The 26,487-nt window shown below is 41.6% G+C and carries 30 protein-coding genes and 1 tRNA gene; 8 read left to right on the top strand and 23 right to left on the bottom strand.

Going from position 1 to position 26,487, the window contains the following annotated elements; all coding sequences use genetic code 11:
* Positions 1-698: flavin reductase family protein (locus U3A58_RS13385; protein ID WP_323824054.1), on the bottom strand; the 698-nt coding region annotated here is incomplete at its 3' end.
* A gap of 63 nt (positions 699-761) precedes the next feature.
* Here U3A58_RS13385 and U3A58_RS13380 point away from each other — a divergent pair.
* On the top strand, positions 762-1,622 hold the full coding sequence (locus U3A58_RS13380) for an endonuclease/exonuclease/phosphatase family protein (RefSeq protein ID WP_323824052.1): 861 nt from the start codon (positions 762-764) through the stop codon (positions 1,620-1,622).
* A gap of 105 nt (positions 1,623-1,727) precedes the next feature.
* Here U3A58_RS13380 and U3A58_RS13375 read toward each other — a convergent pair whose 3' ends face one another.
* The 15 genes from U3A58_RS13375 to U3A58_RS13305 all read right to left on the bottom strand — a co-directional run bounded on the left by U3A58_RS13375 (position 1,728) and on the right by U3A58_RS13305 (position 14,987).
* Positions 1,728-2,516: a DUF1828 domain-containing protein gene (locus U3A58_RS13375; protein ID WP_323824050.1), complete on the bottom strand. Its 789-nt coding sequence runs from the start codon at positions 2,514-2,516 to the stop codon at positions 1,728-1,730.
* An 85-nt stretch (positions 2,517-2,601) separates the two neighbouring features.
* On the bottom strand, positions 2,602-2,820 hold the full coding sequence (locus U3A58_RS13370; protein WP_323824048.1) for a hypothetical protein: 219 nt from the start codon (positions 2,818-2,820) through the stop codon (positions 2,602-2,604).
* 627 nt (positions 2,821-3,447) lie between these two features.
* Positions 3,448-4,647, bottom strand: coding sequence for a phosphoglycerate kinase (locus tag U3A58_RS13365; protein ID WP_323824046.1), 1,200 nt, complete (start codon positions 4,645-4,647; stop codon positions 3,448-3,450).
* Between the two features lie 122 nt (positions 4,648-4,769).
* A complete protein-coding gene (locus U3A58_RS13360; protein WP_323824044.1) occupies positions 4,770-5,735 on the bottom strand; it encodes an L-threonylcarbamoyladenylate synthase in 966 nt (321 codons plus the stop codon).
* A 1-nt stretch (position 5,736) separates the two neighbouring features.
* Positions 5,737-6,408, bottom strand: a complete 672-nt coding sequence (locus tag U3A58_RS13355; RefSeq protein WP_323824067.1) for a tetratricopeptide repeat protein — start codon at positions 6,406-6,408, stop codon at positions 5,737-5,739.
* Between the two features lie 83 nt (positions 6,409-6,491).
* Entirely contained in the window at positions 6,492-6,929 is a 438-nt protein-coding gene (locus U3A58_RS13350; protein WP_323824043.1) for an acyl-CoA thioesterase, read from the bottom strand.
* On the bottom strand, positions 6,929-7,480 hold the full coding sequence (locus U3A58_RS13345) for an NUDIX hydrolase (protein ID WP_323824065.1): 552 nt from the start codon (positions 7,478-7,480) through the stop codon (positions 6,929-6,931). The genes U3A58_RS13350 and U3A58_RS13345 overlap by 1 nt, the downstream gene beginning before the upstream one ends.
* Complete coding sequence (locus U3A58_RS13340) at positions 7,467-8,075, bottom strand: hypothetical protein (RefSeq protein WP_323824041.1); 609 nt, start codon at positions 8,073-8,075, stop codon at positions 7,467-7,469. The genes U3A58_RS13345 and U3A58_RS13340 overlap by 14 nt, the downstream gene beginning before the upstream one ends.
* Positions 8,068-8,655: a RecQ family zinc-binding domain-containing protein gene (locus U3A58_RS13335; RefSeq protein WP_323824039.1), complete on the bottom strand. Its 588-nt coding sequence runs from the start codon at positions 8,653-8,655 to the stop codon at positions 8,068-8,070. The genes U3A58_RS13340 and U3A58_RS13335 overlap by 8 nt, the downstream gene beginning before the upstream one ends.
* Positions 8,624-10,093: a RecQ family ATP-dependent DNA helicase gene (locus U3A58_RS13330; protein ID WP_323824037.1), complete on the bottom strand. Its 1,470-nt coding sequence runs from the start codon at positions 10,091-10,093 to the stop codon at positions 8,624-8,626. Before U3A58_RS13330 ends, U3A58_RS13335 begins: the two co-directional genes overlap by 32 nt.
* Positions 10,094-10,867 carry an enoyl-CoA hydratase/isomerase family protein gene (locus U3A58_RS13325; protein ID WP_323824036.1) on the bottom strand — a complete coding sequence of 258 codons (774 nt, stop codon included), beginning with the start codon at positions 10,865-10,867 and terminating at the stop codon, positions 10,094-10,096.
* A 62-nt stretch (positions 10,868-10,929) separates the two neighbouring features.
* A complete protein-coding gene (locus U3A58_RS13320; protein ID WP_323824034.1) occupies positions 10,930-12,864 on the bottom strand; it encodes a ComEC/Rec2 family competence protein in 1,935 nt (644 codons plus the stop codon).
* Positions 12,865-12,985: 121 nt separating this feature from the next.
* Entirely contained in the window at positions 12,986-13,561 is a 576-nt protein-coding gene (locus U3A58_RS13315) for a DUF3575 domain-containing protein (RefSeq protein ID WP_323824032.1), read from the bottom strand.
* 33 nt (positions 13,562-13,594) lie between these two features.
* Positions 13,595-14,029 (bottom strand): GNAT family N-acetyltransferase, encoded by a 435-nt coding sequence (locus U3A58_RS13310; RefSeq protein ID WP_323824030.1) that lies wholly within the window; start codon positions 14,027-14,029, stop codon positions 13,595-13,597.
* Positions 13,998-14,987 (bottom strand): PhoH family protein, encoded by a 990-nt coding sequence (locus tag U3A58_RS13305; RefSeq protein WP_323824029.1) that lies wholly within the window; start codon positions 14,985-14,987, stop codon positions 13,998-14,000. The genes U3A58_RS13310 and U3A58_RS13305 overlap by 32 nt, the downstream gene beginning before the upstream one ends.
* A 120-nt stretch (positions 14,988-15,107) precedes the next feature.
* Between U3A58_RS13305 and U3A58_RS13300 the strand changes: the two genes are divergently transcribed.
* The 4 genes from U3A58_RS13300 (at position 15,108) to U3A58_RS13285 (ending at position 17,804) form a co-directional block, all read left to right on the top strand.
* Positions 15,108-15,878 carry an SAM hydrolase/SAM-dependent halogenase family protein gene (locus U3A58_RS13300; protein WP_323824027.1) on the top strand — a complete coding sequence of 257 codons (771 nt, stop codon included), beginning with the start codon at positions 15,108-15,110 and terminating at the stop codon, positions 15,876-15,878.
* Positions 15,878-16,177 (top strand): putative quinol monooxygenase, encoded by a 300-nt coding sequence (locus tag U3A58_RS13295; RefSeq protein WP_323824025.1) that lies wholly within the window; start codon positions 15,878-15,880, stop codon positions 16,175-16,177. The genes U3A58_RS13300 and U3A58_RS13295 overlap by 1 nt, the downstream gene beginning before the upstream one ends.
* 89 nt (positions 16,178-16,266) lie before the next feature.
* Positions 16,267-16,348 (top strand) — tRNA-Leu (locus tag U3A58_RS13290).
* Positions 16,349-16,613: 265 nt separating this feature from the next.
* Positions 16,614-17,804 (top strand): ATP-binding protein, encoded by a 1,191-nt coding sequence (locus U3A58_RS13285; RefSeq protein ID WP_323824023.1) that lies wholly within the window; start codon positions 16,614-16,616, stop codon positions 17,802-17,804.
* A gap of 87 nt (positions 17,805-17,891) precedes the next feature.
* Here the strand turns inward: U3A58_RS13285 and U3A58_RS13280 are convergent, their stop codons facing one another.
* Positions 17,892-18,251 (bottom strand): hypothetical protein, encoded by a 360-nt coding sequence (locus tag U3A58_RS13280; RefSeq protein WP_323824021.1) that lies wholly within the window; start codon positions 18,249-18,251, stop codon positions 17,892-17,894.
* 270 nt (positions 18,252-18,521) lie between these two features.
* Between U3A58_RS13280 and U3A58_RS13275 the strand changes: the two genes are divergently transcribed.
* The 3 genes from U3A58_RS13275 (at position 18,522) to U3A58_RS13265 (ending at position 21,594) form a co-directional block, all read left to right on the top strand.
* Positions 18,522-20,981, top strand: a complete 2,460-nt coding sequence (locus tag U3A58_RS13275; RefSeq protein WP_323824019.1) for an ABC transporter permease — start codon at positions 18,522-18,524, stop codon at positions 20,979-20,981.
* Between the two features lie 84 nt (positions 20,982-21,065).
* Positions 21,066-21,326 carry a type II toxin-antitoxin system Phd/YefM family antitoxin gene (locus tag U3A58_RS13270; RefSeq protein WP_323824017.1) on the top strand — a complete coding sequence of 87 codons (261 nt, stop codon included), beginning with the start codon at positions 21,066-21,068 and terminating at the stop codon, positions 21,324-21,326.
* 13 nt (positions 21,327-21,339) lie between these two features.
* Complete coding sequence (locus U3A58_RS13265; RefSeq protein ID WP_323824063.1) at positions 21,340-21,594, top strand: Txe/YoeB family addiction module toxin; 255 nt, start codon at positions 21,340-21,342, stop codon at positions 21,592-21,594.
* Between the two features lie 8 nt (positions 21,595-21,602).
* On the opposite strand, the gene U3A58_RS13260 is transcribed toward U3A58_RS13265, so the two are convergent.
* The 6 genes from U3A58_RS13260 to U3A58_RS13235 all read right to left on the bottom strand — a co-directional run bounded on the left by U3A58_RS13260 (position 21,603) and on the right by U3A58_RS13235 (position 26,443).
* On the bottom strand, positions 21,603-21,923 hold the full coding sequence (locus tag U3A58_RS13260; protein ID WP_323824015.1) for a type II toxin-antitoxin system RelE/ParE family toxin: 321 nt from the start codon (positions 21,921-21,923) through the stop codon (positions 21,603-21,605).
* A complete protein-coding gene (locus U3A58_RS13255) occupies positions 21,913-22,149 on the bottom strand; it encodes a hypothetical protein (RefSeq protein ID WP_323824013.1) in 237 nt (78 codons plus the stop codon). Before U3A58_RS13255 ends, U3A58_RS13260 begins: the two co-directional genes overlap by 11 nt.
* A gap of 83 nt (positions 22,150-22,232) precedes the next feature.
* Positions 22,233-22,379: a hypothetical protein gene (locus tag U3A58_RS13250; protein WP_323824011.1), complete on the bottom strand. Its 147-nt coding sequence runs from the start codon at positions 22,377-22,379 to the stop codon at positions 22,233-22,235.
* A gap of 19 nt (positions 22,380-22,398) precedes the next feature.
* Positions 22,399-24,921, bottom strand: a complete 2,523-nt coding sequence (locus U3A58_RS13245; RefSeq protein ID WP_323824009.1) for an ABC transporter permease — start codon at positions 24,919-24,921, stop codon at positions 22,399-22,401.
* Positions 24,914-25,591 (bottom strand): ABC transporter ATP-binding protein, encoded by a 678-nt coding sequence (locus U3A58_RS13240; RefSeq protein WP_323824007.1) that lies wholly within the window; start codon positions 25,589-25,591, stop codon positions 24,914-24,916. The genes U3A58_RS13245 and U3A58_RS13240 overlap by 8 nt, the downstream gene beginning before the upstream one ends.
* Before the next feature lie 303 nt (positions 25,592-25,894).
* Positions 25,895-26,443 (bottom strand): septal ring lytic transglycosylase RlpA family protein, encoded by a 549-nt coding sequence (locus tag U3A58_RS13235; protein WP_323824005.1) that lies wholly within the window; start codon positions 26,441-26,443, stop codon positions 25,895-25,897.
* Between the last annotated feature and the right edge of the window lie 44 nt (positions 26,444-26,487).

Genomic DNA, 26,487 nt, shown 5'->3' with positions numbered 1-26,487 from the left:
CTCCCCAGATTATTTCCACTTAATATGGTACTGTTTCTAACTGACTCCGGCATTTGATCTATTCCAATACCTAAGGTGCGCTGTGGCTTTGGAATCTGAAAAAGAGAAGCGCCACTTGCCCGGCTATACCAGTTGCCCCCAAGGCGAGCTACTGCATCCAGTTTTCTAGGATCAATTACTCCTGCCTCATCAAATATAGCTTCATTCACATGAGCAACCAGCACCTCGCAGATCACCAAGTTTCCTGCACCTCCACCATCTCCTAGCGGTTTCACCTCATTAACTTTACATTCAAAAGCTACATGAGCTTCCTTAATCCTAGGAGGTTTTATCTCGTTGGAGGCTACTTGTGTAAATCCAGCTTTTTCAAATTCATTCACGCCTTTTTCATATTCCGTGCTAGCAAGCGACATTTGTTCCACCATTCCAAAATGGACCACATGAATAACTACTTCAGGAACTTCCAATACATTTTCTAGCGAATGCTTGGTAGTATTGTCCCGCATTCGTCTCAAGGGTGAAAATATCAAAATAGGAGGCTGGGAACTGAACAAATTGAAAAAGCTAAATGGGCTTAAATTTACATTACCAGCTTTATCGACTGTACTTGCAAATGCAATAGGTCGTGGCGCCACGGCTCCTTGCAGCAATCCATAAAATTCAAGTGTAGAGAGGTCTTTGGGATAAAAGGTTTTCATTTGATGAAATTATGATTCAATTTTAAATACTTAAACCATTTTTCAAGAATAAGTTCTAAAATCATGACTAGAATAATTAGAAGAATCTTAAAAACTACTGTGTTCCTGATAGCCCTAACGTTAGGGGCAAATGTCCTTTCCGTTGCGCAGACGCACAATTTAGCCACATTCAACATCCGATATGACAATCAGAATGACGTAGGAAACCTATGGGCAGATCGTATTCCACATGTGGCAAGTCTGATACAATTTCACCAAATCGAGCTTTTCGGTGTACAGGAGGCCTTAAACAATCAGCTAATGGATCTAAGTACTGAACTTGGGTATTCATTTATTGGCGTAGGTCGGGATGACGGCACAGAAAAAGGAGAATATGCTGCGATTCTCTACGATCCGAAGAAGTTTGATGTCCTTGATGGAGGGACTTTCTGGCTTTCGCCCACTCCCGAAAAACCAAGTAAAGGCTGGGATGCCGCACTGAACAGAATCTGCACCTGGGGAAAATTCAAGGATGAAAGTGGAAAAACATTCTACGTGTTTAATATTCACTACGATCACATCGGCCAGCGAGCACGCGAAGAAAGCAGTAAACTAGTAATGGCTCAAGTGTCAAAAATCAACAAAGAAAACGTACCGGCTATACTTATGGGGGACTTTAATGTCACTCCAGATAATGCGGCTTACAGTACGATCACTTCCAATCCCGACTGGCAGGATGCAAGATTGATATCAACGATTCCTTCATATGGTCCAGCGGGGACTTTCTCAGGTTTCAATTGGGAGAAAATACCTGAAGGAATCATTGATCACATTTTTGTGAAAGGAAATCTGACTGTAGTCCGTCATGGAATTCTTACTGACAACTATGGTAAAAAATATCCATCGGATCACTTTCCTGTCCTTGCAGAAATCAAGTGGAAGTAAAAGTGGGCTTCGATAGTCATTATTCAAAACTTGTTAATCAACTCGGATCGATTACGATAATCAGGGTTCAGATATACCGATCCTAATCAGCTACGCACCTTGCGATTATGCTACTCTTTTAAGAATCTTACGACTTAAATCTTCCTTTGCATCCAGTGAGCTGATCATATCACCAGCCACATTCATCAGCCGTTTAGTATCGTTCTTAGGAATACTATCAAAATCTTGAAATACAATTAATGACTCAAAAGCTGCTTGGTGACGAATTAGCCTTTCTAAAATAATAGTTGTCAACCTCGCCTTATCCCTATTCCCAATCCCAAACAAAAACAAAGGTTCTTCTTTTCCTGGTATCATATAGTCGATAGGATAATCATCCGCATTTTCCATCTTTGAATAGATGTAATCCTGAACCACTTTTTCAGAATCTACAATATGGTAGAGTCGCTCCTCAAGATCTTCATAAAATGTGCTTTCCACTCGTGCGCGATTCAAGAAGGTTAAGTCTTGAATTTTGGTGATTCCTTGTCCTAACTTTAGAATATTATCTGGGATATCCTTTAGGGTAGAATCTAAATAAAATGCCCCATCATCTTCTTGTAAACCAAGCTCCAATTGTATCTGGGTCAAAAGAGTACCTCTGGTGCCTTTCCGCAAGAGATCAATATCGTTTTCATAGCTCATCTGCATCAAGGTATGTCCCATATCAGTCACTCTGAAGCCACCGGTTTCGATTTCTGTGAGGTAAATCTGATATGGGTCACCGTCTGAAAAGTAAAAAGGCGTTTCTACCCGAATCAATTTATCACTCTTTTTACTGACTTTGATTTCTGCACAAAACTGTTGACACAGTTCTGTTTGTAGTTCTTGAATATTAGTACCTATTGTTTTCATAATTTATTAAATAAGCTGAGTTGATCTGGATTAGCGGAAAGTCCAGTCACATTGCAATCCTTCAATAAACAGGCCAAGGCTCCTTCTAGGGTACTAAACCTGCGGTTCCCATCGCAAATCCGTCCGCTTTGCCTGTTTCATCCAAATAACGTCTTGTGGAGGTATGAATATGTGGAACATAACCTGTACGCTCTTTTTCCAATTTATTAGGATGATCGTGACTCGGGCCATTATATCTCACTAGTGTAAATGCCTCTCCGCTAGGCAGAATATAAGACAAGCCGCAAGAAAATGCATCTTCCATACCGGGTTTATAGTTTTGTCGCAAATAAAGGTTAAAGCGATTTCCTTCATCATCTGAAACGATATAAGTTACCCTCTCATTTCCTGACTCACTCTTTTTTCTAGCCTTGGGGTTTTCGACCCATTTGGAAGTTTTCAGTAAATGCTGAATCAACTCATCTGTGATGATCTCGAGTCCCCTAGTTTCTCTTTAAACAATGCCTTTATTCCGTAGGAATTTTCCACAAAAATATATTTTCTTATTCCTTTTTAAAATAAACGCTTAATCCTGATACTTCCAACAGGATTCTTCCATATAATGGAGCCCATTTGTCTTAACCTTTTCCCAACTTTTATCTCTGCTGCCATTTTTTTTGTGCGGCTGTAAAATATTTTCTTAGACAATTTGCGAAGTATAGGCACCTCTCCCAAACCTGTAGTATGGAATACAATGTGATGCCAAAGACCTGGTAAAAAGATTTAGCATTTATTTATACATATGGGAGGGAAATCAATGTGCAGCTTTGTGAGTACTTGTATAGCCACCTAAATTGTTTTCTCTGCGACACCCATCGTGTCCACTGTGGTTAAACCAAAAAAGCCTGTTTAAAACATCAAACAGGCTTTTCTATGATTATGAAGCGATCATTTATGGCTCCAAAGCTGCAACACCAGGAAGCACTTTGCCCTCCATGTGCTCTAGCAATGCGCCTCCTCCTGTGGACACAAAGGATACATCATCAGTATATCCAAACTTATTGACCGCAGCAGCAGAGTCACCACCACCGATCAGAGAGAAGGCTCCAGCTTTTGTAGCCTCCACTACTGCCTCCGCAATAGCTTTTGTCCCTTTGTCGAAAGAGGACATTTCGAATACTCCCATTGGGCCATTCCAAAGTATTGTTTTGGATTTTAGAATTTCGGATGCGAAAAGCTCACAGGTTTTTGGCCCGATGTCTAAGCCCATCCAGCCGTCAGGAATCTCCCCTTTATTAGCCATTCCTTGCTCAGCATCATTTGCAAACGCTTTGGAGATAACCGTATCTACAGGAAGAACCAATTTCACTCCCTTCGCTTTGGCTGTTTCCATCAGTTCCAAAACGAAGTCAAGTTTATCCTCCTCCAAAAGAGAATCCCCGATAGTTCCGCCTAGCGCTTTAGCGAATGTATAAGACATGCCACCACCGATAATCAGCGTATCTACTTTATTCAGCAATTGTTCGATAATCAAAATCTTATCTGCAATTTTGGCACCACCCATAATTGCGGTGTAGGGCCTCTCTGCATTGCCAAGAACTTTATCTGCATTTTTCAACTCAGAAAGCATCAGAAACCCGCAAACTTTATCATTGAAAAACTGTGCAATCACTGCAGTAGAAGCATGAGCTCTATGCGCCGTACCGAAAGCATCATTCACATAGACGTCACCAAGCTTAGAAAGCTTTTCTGCAAAATCCTTATCCCCTTTTTCTTCCTCTTTGTGGAATCTTAGATTTTCCAAAAGCAAAACTTCACCAGGCTTTAGGCTCTCAGCAAGCATTTCAGGCTCTCTACCGATGCAGTCTGGAGCAAATTTCACAGGTCTACCTAGAGCTTTTTCTAGTGTGACCACGATATTTTTTAGAGAAAACTTATCCTCCGGTCCAGATTTCGGTCTACCCAAGTGAGACATCAAAATCACAGATCCGCCATCCTTCAATATCTTATTGATAGTAGGCAATGCAGCCTGTATTCTTGTGTCATCAGCGACATTCAATTGATCGTCCAATGGAACATTGAAATCAACTCGGACTAGTGCTTTTTTTCCCTCAAAACTGAGGTTATCTACATTTTTGATTCTAGAGTTCATAGTAAGGTTAATAGCTTTTGATTAATTAAATAGATAAAAATCAGGTGTGAATTTATCAAAGATTACGGCAAAAATCGACTTTTGGGGATGATCAATTTGCTAAGATGTAATGAAAAGCAATTTTATCCTTTTGTCGCAGCCCGCTTCAAGCGGTCATTTATGGCTTTTCCGAGTCCTTCTTCAGGCATTAGTTCGGCCAAAATTAAGGTAGCATTTGACTCATCCAAGCTTCTCATAGCAGCAAAAAGCTGGGTAGCTGCTTCTTTCAAATCAGCCTTTGGACTTAAAGCTATTTGATTTTCACTGGGAATAGCTGGAAATGAACGAGCTAAAGAAAGTACGGCAAAATCAATTCCCTTGCTTTGAAATTCCTCAATCATCATATCCAACTTACCTAGTAAAAAAGGCTTAATAGGAGCATAATGGCTTTCCAACAGACCAGGTGCTTGAGGATTGGATGAGCTATGACTTTTTACCTGTACTTGGCCTACTGTGCGTTCTACTTCGGAAATCTCCAACCCTCCAAGTCGATAAACTACCACTTCATCGCCCTCCATTCCCACAATCGTACTTTCCAGGCCCACCTTGCATTTCCCGCCATCCAGAATGTACGCTATTTTCTCCCCAAGCTGTGCATCAACGTGCTGCGGTGTTGTAGGGCTGATATAGCCAAATGGATTGGCACTTGGCGCCGCCAAAGGATAGGCTAGTCGGGCGAGCAATTCCAAGGTCAAATGATGATCAGGAACACGCACTGCCACACGATCTAAGCCGGAAGTCACGATATCAGGGATAGTATTTTTCCTTGGAAGAAGCAGCGTCAGTGGCCCAGGCCAAAACTGTTCTGCAAGTTTTCGGAGTGGTGCCGGAATATCACCTACGTAGTTTTCCGCTTCTAAAAGAGAAGGGACGTGAATGATTAATGGATCAAAACTTGGACGATTTTTCGTCTCAAAAATTGAAGCCACTGCCACAGGATTCAGCGCATTCCCAGCCAAACCATATACCGTTTCGGTAGGGACAGAGACTAAGTCACCTGCGTCCAGAATCCGTATTGCTTGAGATATGTCCTGCCCAATCACGGCCATTTTATTCGCAGAAATCGTCTATCCAAGTTTTGGCTTCGGTATAACCAAGTTGAAGCGCCATCTTCAGATCTGCACAGCCTTCTTCTTTTTCAGTTTCCCCCAGAGCAGACATTCTCGTCACTCCAAGCAGATAATAGGCAGCTCCATTTTTTCCATCCAAATTGATTGCATCAGTTAATGCTTTCATCGCATTGACTGGATCATTATTACCCAAAAGTGCCTTTCCACGGTTGAAATGAACAAGTGCTTGATTTGGTTCTACCTGTAGAGCCTTATCAAAATCCAACAAGGCGTCTTCATATTCTTCCATCCCCAGCAAAGCCAGGCCACGGTTGTAATAAATATCTGTTTGCGTACCGTCCAGCATGCTTGCCATATTGTAATCAGAGACAGCATTTTTGAAATACTCCAGCTTCAAATTGGCATTTCCGCGGTTGAACCAGGCTTTGTAGCTAGCGGAGTCAGCCTCAATTGCGGCAGAAAAGACAGGAACAGCTTTTTCATATTTCTCCTCTTGGAATAAGGCAACGCCTTTAGCATTTAAAGCTTGTCCATTTTCAGGATTGATCTCCAGTACTCTGTCAAAAAGTGTGATTGCCTCCTTCCAATTCTGGGCATCCATTTCCTGAATTCCCGCCTGAAACAATTCCCCTTCACTGGGGCTACAGCTCATTATTCCTGCCATCAGCAGGGTAATTATCCAAAGTTTTTTCACAGCTTAAATTTTGCGCAAAGATAGGGAATACGTCTTTGTTATCAGGATTTGGGCTGAAGTTTTGCCCTATAGTTTTCTGGAATTGGCATAGGTTTCATCGTTTTCATATCGACTGTGACGAGAATGCATTTGCTTTTTGCAAAAGTATGGGAGGCTCCCTGCTTAGTTTCTCCTACTAAATATTGCTCAAGGTCGAAAGAGGTATTGCCGATTCTACTGCATGTCACCAAAGCGCTGACGCTATCATCAATATGAATTGGTTTGAAATAATCCATTTCTATCCTGCCGACCACTACTCCAATTTCCATCACATTCCAATCACACACTTGCTGAATAAACACCGCTCGTGCATGCTCGAAATAATTGAAATAAACGCCATTATTGACATGCAGGTAACCGTCAATATCTGAGAATCTAATCTGAATAGCTAGGGAAAAGTCAATCTCATGCTGCAATTGTGCGGGGTCAGGCCTATGCATCAAAGGAGAATTTCTGATTTACTGGTTTTCTCAAGCATGCGTAGAATAGATGGATTGTATCCAATGACATCCTGAACGGAGTCAAAAGCCACCCATGCCAATGAAATACTCTCGTCACTTTTGATCAGAGGTTCGTAGAGATCTGCTTCCAAAATGTAGCGTACGTCGTAATGAAAATGCTCAGGCACATGCGGTCGCTCTGGAATAATGTGCTTATCCAAGTCAAAAATAGTCTTGTCCACAAATTCCAAACTCTTCAATCCACTCTCTTCATTTGCTTCCAACATAGCTACCTCTAGCAAGTCCTCATTGCCATCAGCATGTCCACCCAGCTGCAACCATCGTCTTAGTTTGCGATGAAGCGTGAGCAAGGTATGCGTGCGCTTTCGGTTTACTATCCAGGCAGAGGCCGTAAAATGACCCTCCAAACGCTCTCTGCCGAAGGCAAGGGCATCTTCTGTAAGTTCCAAAAAATCCTGAATAAAACCTGCCTCCTCTTCGTAGGGTGTCCGATATCTACCTAACTGCTCTCTTAAGTTAATTCTGTCCATCATGGGTTGCTTCAAATAAATGATCAAGAAATTGATCGAAAGGTTTGGGATCCTGGTACAGCCTATCCGAGTAGAACGTAGCTAGAACCTTGAGGTAATTGGGCTGGTTATTTACGCTGATTTTCTCAATAGAAATATTGCCATAAAGCTGAGAAATCAACTCGTCAGCTCCAAGTTTCTTCAACGGTGGCTTAAGATAGAACTTGTCAGTGACTTTCACCTGCTCATTTATTTCCTCCATTTTTCTATCCAAACTCACCTGCCTGTAACCCAAAGCTAAAACTCGCTGCGCAAAAGCCAAGAAAAGCAGCGAAAATGTTTCTTCATCCAAAGGATCGTCATAAGTAATCGCAAAACCTCTGGCATACTTCGAATCTAAAATATGGATTTGCGGATGCTCCTCAATCTGAATGGTTTTGAAGTGGTATGATTTTGAGATCTGAGCAAAAATCGCTGTTCCCTCCTTCGAATTCATCCACTTCTTGACATTTTCTAATTCCAGCTCTTTGAGCACGATATTCTCCTTATGAGTCATAGGAACTTTTCCCGAAGACTTGAAAACCTTGTTGAATAAATCGTCGAGAAAATTACTCATGGGATGTAATTACGTAGCTGCCAGAAGTGAGAAGTGTAATATATCCTTGATCATGCAAAATGCGTAAAACACGCAGGTTTTTTTCAACCAACGGCAGACGAATATGTTCAAAAATATCCCTCTCTGTCAACTGACCGAAGGTAGTTAAAGTTTCCATAATCTTATTTCTAAGCTTATTCTCCGCAATATCAGGGCGATTTGCTTTGCGCTGCGCGATACAAATATCACACACGCCACATTGTTGATCTGTATTTTCTCCAAAATATTCCTGGATAAACTGCGTACGACACAGCTCAGATTGCTGCCCATATTTTACCACTCGCTGAGCCTTTTCGAGTGTCAAAGCTCTTCGAAGTTCTATCCGCTTGAAATTGAGAGGCAATTTCCCTGCATCGTAACGTGGCGTCAAAAAGGTAATCTGCGGCTTATCCTTGCGCTGATCATACACCATCACCTCCAATTGCTCCAACTGCTTGAGCATTTTGATGAGCTCATTTTCATAGACATTCAAAGACTTGGCAAGATTTGCTTCCTGAATCTTGATGTATTCAGAAAACACATTTCCCCCATAAGTTCTCATGATGATTTTGACCACAGGATCTAACTTTGCGTANAGACTTGGCAAGATTTGCTTCCTGAATCTTGATGTATTCAGAAAACACATTTCCCCCATAAGTTCTCATGATGATTTTGACCACAGGATCTAACTTTGCGTAAGCGATCTGAATCTCATACAATCTGGAGGGATCCACGGTGAAATGAATTTTGGAAGGAGAATAATAGCTTTCACTCAAGCCAATGAACCCTTCCTCCTCTAATAATTTCAGCGCATAAAACGTCTCTAAAACACCTAAATTATAGGAATGTGCAAATTCATTCCACTCAAAATCAAAGCTGCTCAGCATATTACTGCCAACTGCTATTCTGTAGTAATTTGCGAGGCATTGATACACACGCCTCGCAAAATCTATAGGCGGATATACCAGCTCTGCACGTTTAATTATTAGCTCAAAATCCTGCTTATTAGCCAGCAGGACAGCGTAAGCTTTCTCTCCATCTCTTCCTGCACGCCCAGCTTCCTGATAGTAATTCTCCACATTTTCGGGCAAGTCACTATGTATCACCACACGTACATCCGGCTTGTCTATCCCCATCCCAAAAGCATTCGTGCTCACCATCACACGAACTTCGTTTTTCATCCAAGCATCTTGGCGCTTCGCCCGATCTTGCATAGACAAGCCAGCATGATAGGCTGAAGCAGAAATCCCCAACTGTCCCAAGGCCTTAGCAATCTGATGCGTGCCCTGGCGATTTCTCACATACCAGATCGCAGTTCCATCGATTCTACTGAGTATCTCCAGCCCTTTTTCAAGCTTATTTTCTACGAGTCGTACACTGTAACTGAGATTTTTACGGGCAAAACTCTGATGGAATTCGGCAGGCTTTTGCATCTCCAGCTTCTCCATGATATCCGCACAAACTTGGGGAGTGGCAGAAGCTGTCAATGCTAATACAGGAACGTATGGATGATATGGGCGAATAAGGGCAATTTCCAAATAAGGCGGACGAAAATCATAACCCCATTGAGAAATACAATGTGCCTCATCTACAGCGATCAAATTGATCTTCATCTGCCGAAATCGCTCGACAAATAGCTCCGCTTTCAGCCGCTCTGGAGACACGTACAAAAATTTATAATCTCCATAAATACAATTGTCAAGCGTGCGGTCAATCTCCCGATAACTCATCCCAGAGTAAATCGCCACAGCCTTAATCCCCTTGGATTTTAATGCATCGACCTGATCTTTCATCAACGCTATAAGTGGACTCACAACCAGACAAATCCCCTCCTGAGTCAGCGCTGGGATCTGATAGCAAAGTGACTTACCCCCACCCGTGGGCAAAAGCGCAAGCGTATCCCTTCCGTCCAAAACTGACTCGATTATTTCCTTCTGAACCGGCCGAAAATCAGCATGCCCAAAAACTTGATGAAGGATCTCTGTAGCTCTATTCAGCATTTACCAATCTGGCGTATTTTTATTCAGGAAAGCAGCAATTCCTTTTTTGCAATCCTCATGAGTCCTTGCATTAGCATTCATCTCGGCTGCAAGCTCAAGTGATTTATTTCTATTCTCTTGATTTAGTTCACGCAAGAGTACCTTGGTTTTCCCCATGGAAAATGAGGAATTCTGTGTGATAAGCTTACTAGCGAAATCACTCACATATTTCTCCAAAAACTCGGAAGACTCCACTCCCGTGATCAAACCCAATTCAGCTGCTTTAGAAGCAGAAATAAACTCCCCGGAAAGTAACAATTCCTGAGTTTTGGCAGCACCAATTTGCTCTTGTAAAAAAACTGAAACTAAGGCAGGCACAAAGCCAATTCTTACCTCAGTATAGCCGAATAAGGCATCCGGAACAGCAAAAGCAAAATCACAGACTGTCGCCAGCCCGCATCCTCCAGCCAAAGCATGTCCCTGAATCTCTGCTATCACGACTTTGGGAAGGCAATAAATCAACTTGAACAAACTCATTAGTCTGCGACTATCTTCCAAATTCTCCTGGTAAGAAAAACTTTGTAACTGCTGCAAATAAGCCAAATCTGCCCCTGCACAGAAAGCCTTTCCCGTAGATCTGAGCACAATGATTTTCACCTCATCGTCGGAATTCATATCATCAAAAGCACGCTGAAGCCCAGCAATCAGTTCAGGACTAAGCGCATTTCGCTTTTCAGGCCTATTCAGCGTAATAATTCCTATTCTATCGGTGATCTCGGTGAGTACTGCGCTCATTGGCTTTGCAATTTGGGTTTGGGATCAAGTTAGTTTCAATAGCAGGCTTTGCAAAATCAAACTCAGAAAACTATTCGGTAAGCTAATGAATCGACAACCAGTGAATCGGAAATAGGCTGATCAATCCACTTTCCGGAGGACCAGAAATGGACAGATTTTGGAGTGGATAAAAAGTGCAGTTTTTTATCTTTTGGATCAAAAGAGAAATCAGTCCCCATAAATCCTATTTCGCCAGATCCTTTAAGAAAAGCATTAAAAGATTTAGGAATCTGAGGCCAATGATTCTGGATGCGATTTGGATCTACCGAATAGCTGATTTCTCCAGGCTCAAGTCCCTGGTTCCAAGAATACACAGCGCCTGAATCTGAAAAATCTAGAATTTGAGATTTCTTTCCTTGATAAACAATCAGCTCTTTAGTAGTATTTTGTACCTCCCCATAAAGCTGAAAGCCAGTCCAGAGAAACGCAAGAGTCAAGGCCAGCCATGTCAGTTTCCTTTTGGATCCAACTTCCCAACCTACTAGGATCAGTAGCATGCCCCACACGAAAATCATCCCTGAAAAATCCATCGTTAGTCTATCCATTTTCCCTCCAGGAATCAACCGAATAGTCTCGGCAATCCAATTTTGTCCCCAAATCAACCAACTTAAAATCCAGCCTAACCCATCACTCAACATAGGAATCCATCCAAAAATCATCAAAGGGACGCCAACTTGCATAATCAAAAATACCAGTGGCAAAATCAATAAATTACCCAGCAAAAAGTAGGTCGGGAACACATGGAAATAATATATGGACAAAGGAAAAGTGACCAACTGAGCGGCTAAACTCACTGAGGTCAATTGCCAGATATATTCAAGCGTTTTGCATTGAGGTAACCATAAGTTTAGAATCAAAGGCTGTATCATGACAATACCCAACACAGCCAAATAGGATAACTGAAAACCGACCTCAAAGACCACATCCGGATTGGTGGTAATCATTAAAATCGCAGAAAAGGCTAGTATATTATAAATCGATGGACGCCGCTCTCGCATCTGACCAAGCGTAAGAAGGGAAAACATGGTGGAAGCCCTAACTACCGATGGGGATAATCCTGTGAGAAAAGCATATAGCCAGATCACTAAAATGACTGAAAGAAGATACAGCCTAGCCTTCTCTTTTTTCAATTTTAGCGGCTTGAGAATCAAAATAAACAGTGCATAAATAATCCCAACATGAAGGCCCGAAACGGCCAAAATATGCATCACCCCCGCTTGCGTGTAAGCTTCACGAATAGTGGGATCTAGTTCTTTTTTCTGTCCCAAAAGCAAGGCCAGTGCAATTTGGGCGGAGTTCTCATCAGGGATTTTTGCCTTGAGCATTACCCCTATCCTATGTCTCAGATGAACCAAAAAGTAATTGAAACCATTGTGAGAGACTGAATCAACTACATGAAAATCCTTGCCAAGTAACTGGCGATAACGAATTCCTTGCCTGGACAAATACAGCTTATAGTCAAATTCATTAGGATTAACAGGACCAGCGATCTCCTCAGGATTTTTCTTCACTAGAAGTATTTGCCCTGGCTCAAGCGGCTTTTCACTTTGGTGATATACCAAGACTTTTCCTTGTGCATCATCCCATTTCCCCTTGGTCAGCACAGATTTCACTTCTAATAAGTTTTCAAAAGAATTAGGCTTTTGCTGATCGTAACGTGTCACCTCCGCCAGATAGCTTTCTACTTGGCGGATATCAGTAGTGAAATCAGTTTGATGCTGCTTATTTTGAACCAGCAGGGCACCAAAGAAAATCAATGTCAAATATGCCAGAAAGCTCAGTTTGACGGTGGATTTAGGGAGATCTTGACTGGAAACTAAACTCAAATAACCAAGCCAACATACCCCTAGTGCCATGGATAGGACCACTAAATCAAGAGACCAATTCGATTGGCTCCAAAGAATCCCAATCAAAATAAATGGTAAATACCGTAAAAATGGAAAATCCGCAAATCTCATCTTCAAAAAATTAAAGACTTAATTTACGTGAATTTTAGAAAAAACGCACAATTCTAATTGCCATCTGAAATAAAAAAAGAGCCCAAAACGGGCTCTCTGTATTATTAGTTTAAGGAGATTCTTAGAACCTATATCCCAAGTTGAATCCTGCATTCAATTCTATTCCTGTAAAGCGATCCGACACATCATCACTGAAGTTTCTGCCTAGACTAGCAAATGGTCCAAAAGCAAAGTTTTGAGATACCTCCCACTTATATCCAACCCCTGCACCTAAAATAAAAGCGGTCATATCTGTAGTCTGTACTCCACCACCGTTAGCAGGTTCTTCAAAATCCCCAAATCGAACTTTAGCCAATGGGAATAAGAAAAAACGTCCATTTATGTTATTACCGAAGTAAAAATTCATAGAGGCCTGCAAAGAATTAGTCTTGTATTTTTTCCCATTGTTTTCATTATTAAAACCAAATCTATCGTTAATGAGCCCTTTGAATTCTAAGGAATGATCATCACTCAAATAACGTTCGTATCCGACTTCCACAGAACCAAACCAAATTAGAGTGACAAAATTCGCATGAATTTCATTCGAAAAACCTCCATTACTTGGGGTGGAACCACTGCTGCTAGAAATCACATTTTGTGCAAATCCTGAAGCTATAAAGGCTAGAATTAGAGTAAGTGTAAAAATTGATTTTTTCATTTCTATAATTAGTTACCAAATATGCTTCAATACTTAAGCCAATTTCATTTTATAGTGCATAATATTACACTCTTCAAACAACTCCCCTACTTTTTCAAATCCAAATTTTGAATAGAGGGGCACTGCAGAAAGCTGAGCATGCAGGTATTTTTCCTTCCCATCAGTATCAGGATTTTTCTTAATATCTTCCAAAACAGCCGCTACCAATGCTTGGCCGACTCCTTTGCCACGAACTTCTCCCAAAACTGCAAATCGCTCCAATTTAATCCCGTTTGGGGTAAATCTCCATCGTGCCGTGCCCGCTGGCTTACCGTCAAAATCAGCTAGGAAATGGGTGCATTGACTTTCAAACTCATCATACTCGGCCTTCGGATCTACACCTTGCTCAATCACAAAAACCCGCTCTCTGATCCAGTATGCTAATTTCAACTGATCATCACAGATTATTTTTTCTACTTGCAGATTCATCCTTTTGTAGTTCTTTTTGATGGTGATCTTTCTCGTAAGCTTCAATGATGGACTTAACTAATCTATGTCTGATTACGTCTTTACCACTCAGATTTACGACTCCGATTCCTTTGACATCTTTCAGGATTTTTAGGGCTTCTGAAAGACCGCTTTTTTGTCTCACGGGTAAATCCACCTGCGTCTGATCTCCTGTAATAATTACTTTAGAATTCGGCCCCATACGGGTTAAGAACATCTTAATCTGCTCATTTGTTGTGTTCTGCGCTTCATCCAGTAAAACAAACGCATCATGCAGCGTTCTTCCGCGCATATAAGCCAAAGGGGCAATCTCAATCACACGGGTTTCCTGATAGTATTTAAGCTTTTCCGGTGGCACCATATCTTGGAGCGCATCGTAAATCGGACGTAAATAAGGATCCAGTTTTTCCTGAAGGTCACCTGGCAAAAACCCAAGATTTTCTCCTGCTTCCACCGCTGGTCTGGTGATTATAATCCGCTTGACTTCTCTGTTTTTCAAAGCCCGAACAGCCAAAGCAACTGCTATGTAGGTTTTACCCGTACCCGCAGGGCCTAAGGCAAAAACCAGATCATTTTGCATGGCTGACTCTACCAGTTTTCGCTGATTGGGGGATTTAGGCTTGATTACTAGTCCCTTATTGCCAAATACAATTACCTGATCCCGATTGGCTTCTTCGAAAGGAACGCCCTCGACATCCAGATAATCCTTCACATTCTCCGGAGTGATATGCCCAAAGCGATCTACATGCTCCAGGAGAAGGTTTAGTACGTCGTTAATTCTCAGAATCTCAGGCGCTCCGCCTTGAATTCTGATTTCATTACCTCGGGAAATTATTTTACTTTGGGGAAAGGCAGCGGCAATCTGCCGGATGTTCTCATTGGCTTCGCCTAAAAACTCAGCCAAGGGGACATTTTCTAACGTGATTACTTTTTCGACCAAACTATTTCTATTGATTAGCTCTATTGATTAGATTTTCGTTGAGGGCAGAAGAATAAAATTTCTATTTTTGTCCGCAGCCCTCCTTAACAAAAGTACATAAATTTTAATTGACTTGCTTCTATGGCATTGGTGACATTCCTCTCGGATTTTGGGGACAAAGATTACTACGTACCGGCAGTAAAAGCGAAAATGCTTGCCGTAAATCCACAATTAAACATCATTGATATTTCTCATAATATCGACACATTTGATATTGCCCACGCTGCTTTTGTGCTCCGATCTACCTTCCGGGATTTCCCCAAAGGAACCGTGCACTTGGTATCTCTAAACACCACCGGTAGCATCACCCATGGATACATAGGCGTAAAACTCGAAGAGCATATTTTTATCGGCCCAAATAATGGAATCCTAAGTTTACTGGCAGACCATGATCCGGGTATTTTGGTACAGTTTGCGGATATACACCTGAAAGATTCAACTTTCCCTACCAAAGATATTCTAGCTCCCATCGCTGCGAAAGTAGCAAGTGGAGCTGCTATTCATGATTTTGGTGCGCCTCTGAAAAACTTCCGAAAGCTTATGTCCCGTCATCCAAAGGCAACCCGTGAGCATATAATCGGACATGTGCTGCGAGTGGATCGCTATGGCAACCTAATCACCAACGTGAGCAAAGAGGTTTTCGATAAATTGAATCCAGGCAAATTCACTATCGAATTCGGTAGAGAATCTGTCAGCAAACTGAACAAAGGCTACGATCAGGTAGAACCAGGAGACTGTTTTGCATTCTTCAACAGTTTGGGCCTATTGGAAATCGGAATCAATCATGGTCATGGTGGGAATTTACTCGGACTGAAATACGATAGTGTCGTGTATATAAACTTCGAAGCCTGATGCTAATCAGGGTGGTACGAATGACTTTCAGACCAGAATCAGTGGATGATTTCTTAGCGAATTTCCAGATGAATAAGCACGCCATCCGGAATTGCCCCGGCTGCACTCATTTAGAACTCTGGCAGGATGAGAATGAAAAAAATATTTTCATGACTTATAGCCATTGGGAAAGTGAGGAAGCACTAAATCAATACCGTGATTCTAAGCTTTTTAAATCCGTTTGGGGCTTTACAAAAGCCCTTTTCTCAGAGAAGCCTCAGGCCTTCAGTTCGAAAAAACTGGAAGAAGTAGAAAATTGAGTTTGTAGAAAAAAAATTCTTTCCTCATATTTGCATCCCGTTACGAAAGTGATGGAGCCAAGTCAGGTGTAAGACCAGACTAACCGAATGCCCAGGTGGCGGAATCGGTAGACGCGTTGGTCTCAAACACCAATGCCTTCGGGCGTGCCGGTTCGACTCCGGCTCTGGGTACAAACCCTCTTTACTTACGTAGAGAGGGTTTTTCTTTTTTTGAGGTTTTTTGAGGTGAGTTACACTGGATAGCCTAGGTTTGAGGTTATTTTCGGTGCTCACCTTAAATAACTAGATTTTTGAGGTGAGTAATTCCGACAGCCTTAATTTGAGGTCAGGAGCTTCAATAGTTCATTTAAAAAACCATGTAATTTGAAAGTTAAACTTTCAAATTACATGGTTTTTTACTATTTTTAATGCAAATTGAAAGTTATATGCAATTATCATGATCCATCGAATACTTGAACACAAGTTGATCCAAAGCCTGAATTCAATGCCTGTAGTGGTCATTTTGGGGCCTCGTCAGGTTGGGAAAACCACATTAGCGCTGGAGTTTGCTAAGCCACTTTTGGATAAGCCTGTCCATTATCTGGATTTGGAGTTGGATTCTGACTTGGCTAAGCTGGACGATGCGGAAAGCTACCTCCGTAGATTTGAAAATCAACTGTTGGTAATCGACGAAGTGCAGCGAAAACCGGATTTGTTTAGAATAATTCGAGGACTAGTGGATATCCGTAAACGGGCAGGGGAAAAGGCAGGACACTTTCTTCTTTTGGGATCAGCTTCCAAGGAATTGCTTCAGCAATCTTCCGAGACCTTGGCTGGAAGGATCCGATACCTGGAACTGACTCCTTTTACAGCTACAGAACTTTATCAAAATGACTCCCTAGGATTCAATGTCGAAAAGCTGTGGTTTAGAGGTGGTTTTCCTGACAGTTATCTTGCTGATTCGGAAGGAGAAAGCTGGAACTGGAGACATGATTTTATTTCTACGTACGTGGAAAAAGACATTCCGCTCTTTGGGCCACAAGTACCTGCTGCCCGGATGAAGCGGTTTTGGACGATGTTGGCCCATTACCATGGCCAACAGGTCAACCTAAGTACTATTGCAAAAAGCCTGGAAGTCAGTCATACCACGATCAAGACATACCTGGATATACTTCAGGACTTTTTTATGGTGCGACAAGTCCAGCCCTGGTCTGGATATACAAAAAAAAGGCTGGTCAAAACCCCAAAAATCTACCTTAGAGATTCCGGATTACTACATAATCTACTGAATACCCATACATTCGACCACTTGCTCGGACATCCTGCTGTGGGGGCAAGTTGGGAAGGTTTTGTGGTAGAAAACATTCTAAATAGCCTCTCCTCCCTATGGACAGCAAGTTATTATCGATCCAGCAATCAAGCAGAGATTGACTTGGTCCTTGAGCTTGGATCAACCGAAATCTGGGGAATAGAAATCAAAAAATCCAGTGCGCCGACGATCAGCTCAGGATTTCACAGAGCCTGTGAAGATATCGGAGCGACTAAAAAATATGTAGTTTATTCGGGTGCTGACAGATTCCCGATGAAAGGAGATATTGAGGCTGTAGGAGTGACGGAGTTTATTGGGATGATAGCTAAGGCAGAATGATAGAAGTTGTTTGACCTCCATGTTCTATAATAGAAACTCTTCCAAAGTTCAAAACTTTGGAAGAGTTATCAAACCAACCCATTTTTTTCAAGGATTATAATATTCACTCTTCAAACAAGGACAATATTCACCTAACTCACACCCTTCTGGGTTGCCGGTACAAAAGTCAAAGCAATAAAATCCATGTTTGAAAATCATCACCGGACCCACTAAAATATCTAAAAGCAGCTCATATCTTCTTTGTTGAGGGAGATCGTCTGGAAACGCCACTTGCAAATTCCAAGAATTCATCATCGCTATGAAAGCTGTTGTCACTTTAGCCAATTGACTTTCAGAGAGCTTTTCTTTAGGAGGAAAGCTTTCTCTCTTTAATCCGCAATAACTTGAAAATCCAGGCATTGGCTCCTGAATCACAAATTTCTCAGATTCTTCAAGTCCTTCTTCCAAATCCTCTTCTTCAGTGTTTTTCTTTGTTTTTCGGAAATAGTCTGATGGGCGATGGCCTTCCGCTATATCCTCTAAAAGGTGAGTGACGTAACCTTCCATATGATCAAAATTTAGTCTTCATTTTATTTAACTTTCGTTCGTTAACGGACATTATTGTTCGAACATCCAGGCCTAATTAAAGAAAAAATCTGGTTTTAGGCATTATTACATTCCTTTTTCTGGCATGATTACGGGTAATAAATTGGCTCTTTCAACCAAGCTCCAAAGAAAATGTGGAAAAACTACCTGCTGATTGCTTATCGCAATATCTTAAAGCATAAGGTCTTTAGCGCCATCAACTTACTAGGTCTTGCTTTGGGAATGACAGCCTGTCTTATTATCCTCCAGTATGTTAGAGTTGAATTGAGTTATGATCGCTTTCACGAAAAGTCAGACAGAATCTTTCGCGTCCAACATGACCGCTATATTGATGGTGAACTCCAATACCAAAAAGCCCAAACCTTTATCCCAACCGGTGAGGCCATGATGAATGAATATCCTGAGGTAGAGGATTACACCACTATGTTCAGAATCAGTGCGGAATCCGATATAGTCATGACTCACTTGGCAGATGATGGAGAAATGCTAAGGTTTGCCGAAAAGGAAGTCTATCATGTAAAGGGGGATTTCTTTGAGGTGTTTTCCTTCCCTATCATAGAAGGAAATTCAGAAATCAAACATTTGGAGCCAAAGACGGTCTTGATTTCCCAGTCCACTGCATCTAAATATTTTGGAGACGAATCTGCTATCGGAAAAACCATTAGTCACAACTATGCAGAGAATTATAAGGTTGTAGGCGTTTTTGAGGATGTTCCCGAGAATGCCCATATGAAATTTGACTTCTTGTTTGCTTGGCAAGAAGTATCAAGTCAAGAAAGCGGTGGAGACAATGAAAACTGGAGATGGGACGGGTTTTACACCTACCTTTTATTAACTCCTGATGCTGATATTTCAGTATTGGAGGCAAAATTCCCATCATTTGTCGAAAAATATAAAGCAAGCAATGTAAACAACAGCATCAATTCTGCATTCTCCCTTCAGCCGCTGACATCCATTCATCTAAATTCCAAGTTGCTTGCAGAGGCAGAGCCCAACAGCGAAGCAAAAATCGTCTACGCCTTATTGGCTATAGCAATTTTTGTGATGGCTATAGCCTGGATTAACTTTATCAATTTATCCATTTCCCGCTCGCTTGAGCGATCAAAAGAGGTGGGCGTAAGAAAGGTAATCGGATCTGGAAGAGCACAGCTTATCAAGCAATTTCTAACCGAGTCGCTGGTAATCAACCTGCTCGCATTTGCCCTCACATGTCTTTTCTTGTATTTGCTGGATCCTTACATTATATCATTTACGGGCGGACAGTCTGTCCTTTCCCTTTTTATCCATACTGAATTTCTATCGGCGATACTCGCCATGATAGTTATAGGCAGTGTACTAGCCGGCATCTATCCTGCATTTGTAACCTCCTCCTACAAGCCTATTCTTGCGCTAAAAGGCAGTTATTCACACCATCAGAAGGGGCCAATTTTTAGCATTAAACATGGACTGATTGTATTTCAGTTTTTGATTTCCATTGGGCTGATCGCTGCCTCTACAGTCGCTTACAGACAGCTTATCTTAATGAAAAACAGCAGCCTGGGAATTGATATTGAAAGTACTATAGTTGTCAATACCCAGGCTACTTTTGGCCCTCCCGGCTCAGACTCTGTATTCACACGAAAACTGGCCACTTTTAGAGACAAACTCAATGCTAATGAAAAGGTAAAAGGCATCACTGCTTCACACGATATACCCGGAAAAGAACATCTGAGTTTGATGCCAAATTTTAGACATTCCAAAAATCCGGAAGAACTTGTCACGCTATATTTCACGAGGATGGATTACGATTTTATTCCAACTTTCGAGGTTGATCTGGTAGCAGGAAGAAATTTTATTGAGGGAGTAGACAATCAGTACTCTATGATCCTAAACAAGGAAGCTGTTCAGATTCTGGGCTTTGAAAATCCTGAAGATGCCATAGGAAGGGAAGTCAATTGGGGGAATGAAAATTTGGCGAAAGCTGAAATTGTTGGGGTCGTGGATTTCAGGGCAGTTTCGTATAAAGAATCCAACTATCCAGTGGCTTACACCTCTACTTTCTTCCCCTATAAATATGTCTCTGTCAAATTTGATGAGATTAGTGGATTAAATGCAAAAGAAAATGTAGTGCTGATTCAGGATGCATGGAATTCTATATTTCCCGATCAGCCATTCGAATTTTTCTTTTTAGATGATTTTTTCAACAGTCAATATCAAGCTGATCAGAAATATGGACAGTTGCTGAGTGCTTTCACTCTTCTCGCCATAGTTGTCGCTTGTATGGGATTGTATGGAATCACATTGCTCACCATCAACCAGCGAATAAAAGAGGTTGGGGTAAGGAAAATAATGGGCGCCTCTGTTGGCCAGATAATAGTTTTACTTTCGAAACAATTTATGGTAATGGTATTAGCAGCGGGAATACTTGCGATACCGATCATTAAGTTTACAATGGAAAAATGGCTTGAAAACTACCCTTATCGAATAGACATTACTTGGTGGGTTTATTTGCTTCCGATAGCCTTGCTTCTAGCAATCACCTGCCTCACCGTAGGCTTCCAGATCATTAAAGCTTCTATGATTAATCCCGCCAAACTCCTTAGATATGAATAGGGTCTAAGGGTATTTTAATATTAGGAAGAACTGTCTTGTACAACATCCCGTACAACTTCCTATCTTTGTAAAAACCTGAAAATCATGGATGTCACTACCTACTCTAATTTTCGTCAGAATCTAAAGTCTCATCTCGACGAGGTGGTCAACGACCAAAAAGCCCTGTACGTCACCCGCGCAAATGGCGAAGATGTTGTCGTCTTATCCAAGTCCGACTATGAAAGCATGCAGGAAACTTACTACTTGATGAGCAGTCCTAAAAATGCTGAGAGATTGATGGAAGCGATCAAAGAATTGGATGAAGGAGGAGGAATAAAAAGGGATCTAATTGAAATAGATGAATAGCACCCCCCAGCAGATGAACATTATTTTTTCAAATCGAGCTTGGGAGGATTACCTCTATTGGAACGCTACCGATAAAAAGATCTTTAAGAAAATCAATGCATTAATTAAAGAATGTCAACGCACTCCTTTTTCTGGAATTGGGAAGCCCGAACCACTGAAGCACGAACTAGCCGGTGCATGGTCACGAAGAATTGACCGAGAGCATCGACTAGTGTATCGAGTCAAAGACGGGTCATTGGAGATTGCACAGTGTAGACATCATTATTGATCGATTGATTATTCTACCCCTCTCATAATGGAAGCGGGATTTCTCCGTGTATCAAATACATCAATAACTACAATAGATTTTGAATCAATAAAATATAGGATTTTGTAATTCCCCTCAACTAAATACCTAAACTCATCTTGAAATGATAGTAATAAAGGTTCAACCTGTCCAGATTCAGGAAACTTTTTAAGTATTTCAACACTACGAACCAAGTTCAGTACAATTTTTCGAGCAACTCCATATCCTGCCTCATGCAAATAATAATCATATACTAAGTCTAATTGCTTTTCAGCAAAATCAGTCCAAGTAATTACATACTCACTGGCCATATTTTTTCAAAAGCTCTTGAGAACTCTTAACCCTACCAGCCTTGTAATCTGCCATAGACTCCTCCACCCTAGAAGTAAGCTCTTCAGGGGTCATTGGATCAAGTGACTTCGCGGATACGCTACTATTATTCAATTTTAACACTTCTTCTATTTCAGCCAAAATAGAAGCATCCTGAACATTTAAGATATCCTGAACGATTTTAATTTTTATAGCATCTATTTCCATAACATGTAATACGTAAGATGTTTCAGACTAATCTAACCAAATAACGGCTAATAAGATATGTACATATCAAATTTCAAACCTTATCATGTGTATATCTGCTTTTCTGCAAGTAAAGCAATAAAGGATATAGTAAACTCTAGCATTAAGGCTACTTCGGTCTCCCGATAGCCATCGGGACGTCTTCGGTCTTTCTTCCAGTAAACCAAATAATATGAGGCCACTGGCATCATTGCGTATAATTATATCTTACTAATTCCCTCTCAATATCTCCATTGGCGGCTGGTTGATAATCTTCCTACCATTTAGCCAACCCAGTATAATTGTCAAACTTGTGATTGCCAGATAAAGAATAAAAGCTTCTAGCCAAGCTCCTCGGAATGAAATATTGAATACAAATTCACCCAAAAGCCAGGTAGCCCCAAAAGACAAAATAATCCCCGACAGGGATGCCAAACTTCCCAAAAAAAAGTATTCCAGCGTATTGATTTTACTGACAATAGCCGAACTAGCTCCCAGCGTGCGTAGCAAAATACTCTCCCGCATCCGCTGATATTTACTGATAATCAGTGAACTGATCAGCACTAGTATTCCCGTGGCAATACTGAAAAAAGCCATAAACTGAATTACAAAGCTGATTTTCCCTAAGATCTCCTCCAAGGTCTCCACAATAGTCCCCAAGTTGATAATGGAAATATTCGGAAACTCCCGAACGATCTCAGCCTGCACATCTGCTGCTTCCCGGTCATTTTTGGTTTTGGTGATCAGCACATGAAACTTCGGTGCCTGATCCAACACGCCCTCTGGAAATAGCACAAGGAAGTTGGTGGAAACCTGAGTAAACTTCACTTCGCGTAGACTCCCAATATAGGTTTTGATAGGGCGTCCTTGCACATTGAATTCTACCTCATCTCCTATTTTCATCCCATTTCCTTCTGCAAAACCTTTTTCAAAAGACACAAAAACACTATCTCCTCTGGCACCCAAGGGAAGTAATTCCCCTAAAGCTACTGTTTCCGAAGAAATGAGCGTGTCCCGATAAGTCACACGAAACTCTCTATTATACAGCCAGCGGGAATAATTTTCCTCATCCGGCAGCTCTTCATTTTCTTTTTTACCTACTCCATTGATCTCATTTAGCTGCATGGTCACAATGGGGACTTCCTGCATGATCGGTAGATCCCTGGATACTATTTTGGCTTTTATGTCCTGTAGTTGAGCTGTTTGAATATCAAATAGCAACATATTCGGTTGATCTTCCTTATCTGCAAACTTAGCCTCCTCCAAGAGTTGGGTTTGTAGGAAAAATAGTGTAGAAATCATCGCAGTCCCCAGACCTATCGTCGCAATCAACGAAACTGTTTGGTTATTTGGCCTATACAGATTAGCCAAAGATTGGCGCAAAGTATATTCGAATGAGATCGGCAAAAATCGTCTAACCACCCAGATAATCAATTGGGCAACTCCCCATAGAATCCCAAAGGCAAACACCACAAATCCGGTAAAGCCAAAAGCGAAATCAACACGATCTAATAGGTAAAAGCTAAAGCCCCAGATAAAAGCAAGAATCCCTGCAATCACCAACCAGCGCAATGGGTCTTTAAAAATAGTTGAATCACCGGTTTCGGGTCTCAGGGTCGCCATTGGAGATACATTTCTCACTTTCAGTAAAGGCAATAAAGCAAAAAGCACAGAGACAAATAATCCGGTAATAATTCCGAATCCCACAGAAAGCCAAGAAATCCCAAATGAAACTTCCACTGGAAGAAAATCTGCAAACACTGCAGGCAAAACAAACTGAAGCAGTGTTCCGAGAAATGCACCTAACAACGCTCCGACTAATCCCATAATCATGATCTCAGTCAGATAAATCAATAATACATCTATGGAAGAAACACCCAGACAGCGCAAGACCGCCACCGAAGATAATTTTTCTTTCACGAAGACATTCACCGCACTTGCCACTCCCACACAGCCAAGCAATAATGCGATAAAAGCCACCAAACTTAGAAAATTGGAAAGATTGGCAAATGAACGACCAGTGGAACGCTTTCTATCTTCTACTGTATCGGCATCTACTCGTTCTTCTTCCCACTGATCCTCATAGGGTTTGATCAGCGCCTCTACGTCGGTACCTGCCACAAATTGGTAATAGTTGTTATATTCCACCCGGCTTCCATATTGCACTAAGCCAGTCTCTTCTAAGTAAGCTTTTGGAATATAGACGGCAGGTGCCACAGTCGCAGTAATTCCTGTTTGACCGGGTACTTTTTGCAATTCTCCGACTATTTCGAAAAGCACCTCGCCGACTTTGATCTGATCTCCCACTTCGGCATTGAACTGAGCCATCAGTGTCTTTTCCACCAACGCCTTTTTCCCTCCAGAGCGGAAATCCGCATCCCCTGAAGCTGGGATTGTTTCAAAAAAACCATAAAATGGAAAATCTCCCTCAAGCGCACGGACTTGAGTCAAGCGGCTAGCCCCCGTCTCCGGAAAAGCCACCATACTTGCGAAATTGACCTCTGAAGCCATCTGAGTCGCAGCGCTATCAATCGGTTGATCGCCTACAGGTTTGTTGTTTTCCAATACCAAATCAGCCCCTAAAAGCTCTTTGGCCTGATTGTTAATATCAGCGGTAAGGTTTTCACCAAATGAGCTTATTGCCACCAAAGCGGCGATTCCTACCACGATGGAAGAAACAAATAGCAAAAGTCTAGAGATGTTTTTCCGGAAATCCCGGAAAGCCATCTTAATAATCCATCCAAAATCAGGCATCTGCACCCTCCTGTATTTTACCCCCTTTAATGTGAATGATGCGCTGGGTTTTGGCTGCCAGTTCCAAATCATGTGTCACCAAAACCAACGTAGTTCCCTCTTCGGTATTCAAGTCAAAGATCAATTTCTCGATCATTTCGCCTGTTTCAGTATCCAGATTTCCTGTTGGTTCATCTGCGAAAAGGATTTTTGGTTCATTGGCAAAAGCTCTTGCAATCGAAACACGCTGTTGCTCTCCACCGGAAAGTTGCGTGGGGTAATGTGTTCCTCTGTCTCCAAGACCGACTTTATTGAGAAGTTCCTGCGCTTTTTGACGGGCATCTTTACGTTTTTTTAGCTCAAGCGGCACCATCACATTTTCCAGTGCAGTCAGGGTAGGCAAAAGCTGAAAATTCTGAAAAATAAAGCCCACGCTTTGATTCCGTACGGCTGCGCGTTGATCTTCTGAGAGCTCCTCCATAGCTTTCCCAGCTAATACAACACTTCCTGTAGTTCCGGAATCCAATCCTGCACAAAGACCTAGTAAAGTCGTCTTGCCACTACCTGAGGGGCCAACTATTGAAATAATTTCTCCTGATTTGATGTCGAAAGTAATTTCATCTAAGACAGTCAGTTTTCTGCTGCCACTAGTATAAACCTTGCTCAGGTTTGAAACTGATAAAATATTCATGTGTAGTGATGGGAGTCGATAAAGGGTAGAAAGGGCTTAACGATAAAACCCTCCATATAGTTGATGGAAGATAGTAATCCCGATACAAAACAGCAAATCACATTTTATTAGGCCCGAAAACACTTGTAATCAAGGCCATTTGGCCTCCCGCCTTTTCCGGGTTTTCCTGACAGGCAGAGAATGGGACTAGTAAAAAATCAAAAAGTACGAGGGTAGGGCTTTTCATTGAAATAGCGATTTCAGCCATTACGAAATTAATTCTTCAATGTCAAAATCTTGATTGCACAAAGTATGTCAATGATCCTATAATAATGGAATTGATTTATCAATTTCTAGTGGAGAAAGTATGATAGCATCTTCCACGGGACGAAGACGCATAGTAGCAGGTGGATAATCTCCAAAATATTCAATAAGTCGCTCTATTTCTTCTGGATTTTCTACTTCTATAGTTACTGAAGTAATTCCATCATTGAGAAGATCTAATTGAGTAGCGGCGGCTCTAGACAAATCAATAATACGTCTTGAGTTTTTAGGAAGTCGATCGTTCACTCTTACCCAGACAAATTCCCCTGTGTCCCCCCGTGTGACTTTGACCCGGGTATTGAATGGAAGAGTTTTGTGCGCTGCTGTAAGGCTGTCCACATGAAAAATCTCGCCATTGGAAGTCTTTTTCAGGTGAAATCTGCGCCCATAAAAACTAGCAGTGCCCTCTTGAATTAGCAAAGCATCTGCAGCCATATCCGGCTGAGAATATTCCGGCATGAGTGACGCAACCAAAAAAAGAAGCCAATTCCACATAGTATATCCTGAATTACCGCCTGCCATTTCAATAAAGATGCCAATTAATGTCATTTATTTCAATTGGCTTGCAGCAAATCATTCGCTGAAGTAACTTA

Origin of the sequence: Algoriphagus persicinus, from assembly GCF_035156415.1 — a bacterium.
Lineage (GTDB): Bacteria > Bacteroidota > Bacteroidia > Cytophagales > Cyclobacteriaceae > Algoriphagus > Algoriphagus persicinus.
This window is presented reverse-complemented; position numbering and strand designations above follow the sequence as displayed.

Coding starts and splice junctions, on each gene's coding strand:
- U3A58_RS13380 (WP_323824052.1), top strand. CDS start 762: ATGACTAGAATAATTAGAAGAATCTTAAAAACTACTGTGTTCCTGATA.
- U3A58_RS13375 (WP_323824050.1), bottom strand. CDS start 2,516: ATGAAAACAATAGGTACTAATATTCAAGAACTACAAACAGAACTGTGT.
- U3A58_RS13370 (WP_323824048.1), bottom strand. CDS start 2,820: ATGGAAGATGCATTTTCTTGCGGCTTGTCTTATATTCTGCCTAGCGGA.
- U3A58_RS13365 (WP_323824046.1), bottom strand. CDS start 4,647: ATGAACTCTAGAATCAAAAATGTAGATAACCTCAGTTTTGAGGGAAAA.
- U3A58_RS13360 (WP_323824044.1), bottom strand. CDS start 5,735: ATGGCCGTGATTGGGCAGGACATATCTCAAGCAATACGGATTCTGGAC.
- U3A58_RS13355 (WP_323824067.1), bottom strand. CDS start 6,408: ATGAGCTGTAGCCCCAGTGAAGGGGAATTGTTTCAGGCGGGAATTCAG.
- U3A58_RS13350 (WP_323824043.1), bottom strand. CDS start 6,929: ATGCATAGGCCTGACCCCGCACAATTGCAGCATGAGATTGACTTTTCC.
- U3A58_RS13345 (WP_323824065.1), bottom strand. CDS start 7,480: ATGGACAGAATTAACTTAAGAGAGCAGTTAGGTAGATATCGGACACCC.
- U3A58_RS13340 (WP_323824041.1), bottom strand. CDS start 8,075: ATGAGTAATTTTCTCGACGATTTATTCAACAAGGTTTTCAAGTCTTCG.
- U3A58_RS13335 (WP_323824039.1), bottom strand. CDS start 8,655: ATGAGAACTTATGGGGGAAATGTGTTTTCTGAATACATCAAGATTCAG.
- U3A58_RS13325 (WP_323824036.1), bottom strand. CDS start 10,867: ATGAGCGCAGTACTCACCGAGATCACCGATAGAATAGGAATTATTACG.
- U3A58_RS13320 (WP_323824034.1), bottom strand. CDS start 12,864: ATGAGATTTGCGGATTTTCCATTTTTACGGTATTTACCATTTATTTTG.
- U3A58_RS13315 (WP_323824032.1), bottom strand. CDS start 13,561: ATGAAAAAATCAATTTTTACACTTACTCTAATTCTAGCCTTTATAGCT.
- U3A58_RS13310 (WP_323824030.1), bottom strand. CDS start 14,029: ATGAATCTGCAAGTAGAAAAAATAATCTGTGATGATCAGTTGAAATTA.
- U3A58_RS13300 (WP_323824027.1), top strand. CDS start 15,108: ATGGCATTGGTGACATTCCTCTCGGATTTTGGGGACAAAGATTACTAC.
- U3A58_RS13295 (WP_323824025.1), top strand. CDS start 15,878: ATGCTAATCAGGGTGGTACGAATGACTTTCAGACCAGAATCAGTGGAT.
- U3A58_RS13285 (WP_323824023.1), top strand. CDS start 16,614: ATGATCCATCGAATACTTGAACACAAGTTGATCCAAAGCCTGAATTCA.
- U3A58_RS13275 (WP_323824019.1), top strand. CDS start 18,522: ATGTGGAAAAACTACCTGCTGATTGCTTATCGCAATATCTTAAAGCAT.
- U3A58_RS13270 (WP_323824017.1), top strand. CDS start 21,066: ATGGATGTCACTACCTACTCTAATTTTCGTCAGAATCTAAAGTCTCAT.
- U3A58_RS13265 (WP_323824063.1), top strand. CDS start 21,340: ATGAACATTATTTTTTCAAATCGAGCTTGGGAGGATTACCTCTATTGG.
- U3A58_RS13260 (WP_323824015.1), bottom strand. CDS start 21,923: ATGGCCAGTGAGTATGTAATTACTTGGACTGATTTTGCTGAAAAGCAA.
- U3A58_RS13255 (WP_323824013.1), bottom strand. CDS start 22,149: ATGGAAATAGATGCTATAAAAATTAAAATCGTTCAGGATATCTTAAAT.
- U3A58_RS13250 (WP_323824011.1), bottom strand. CDS start 22,379: ATGATGCCAGTGGCCTCATATTATTTGGTTTACTGGAAGAAAGACCGA.
- U3A58_RS13245 (WP_323824009.1), bottom strand. CDS start 24,921: ATGCCTGATTTTGGATGGATTATTAAGATGGCTTTCCGGGATTTCCGG.
- U3A58_RS13240 (WP_323824007.1), bottom strand. CDS start 25,591: ATGAATATTTTATCAGTTTCAAACCTGAGCAAGGTTTATACTAGTGGC.
- U3A58_RS13235 (WP_323824005.1), bottom strand. CDS start 26,443: ATGACATTAATTGGCATCTTTATTGAAATGGCAGGCGGTAATTCAGGA.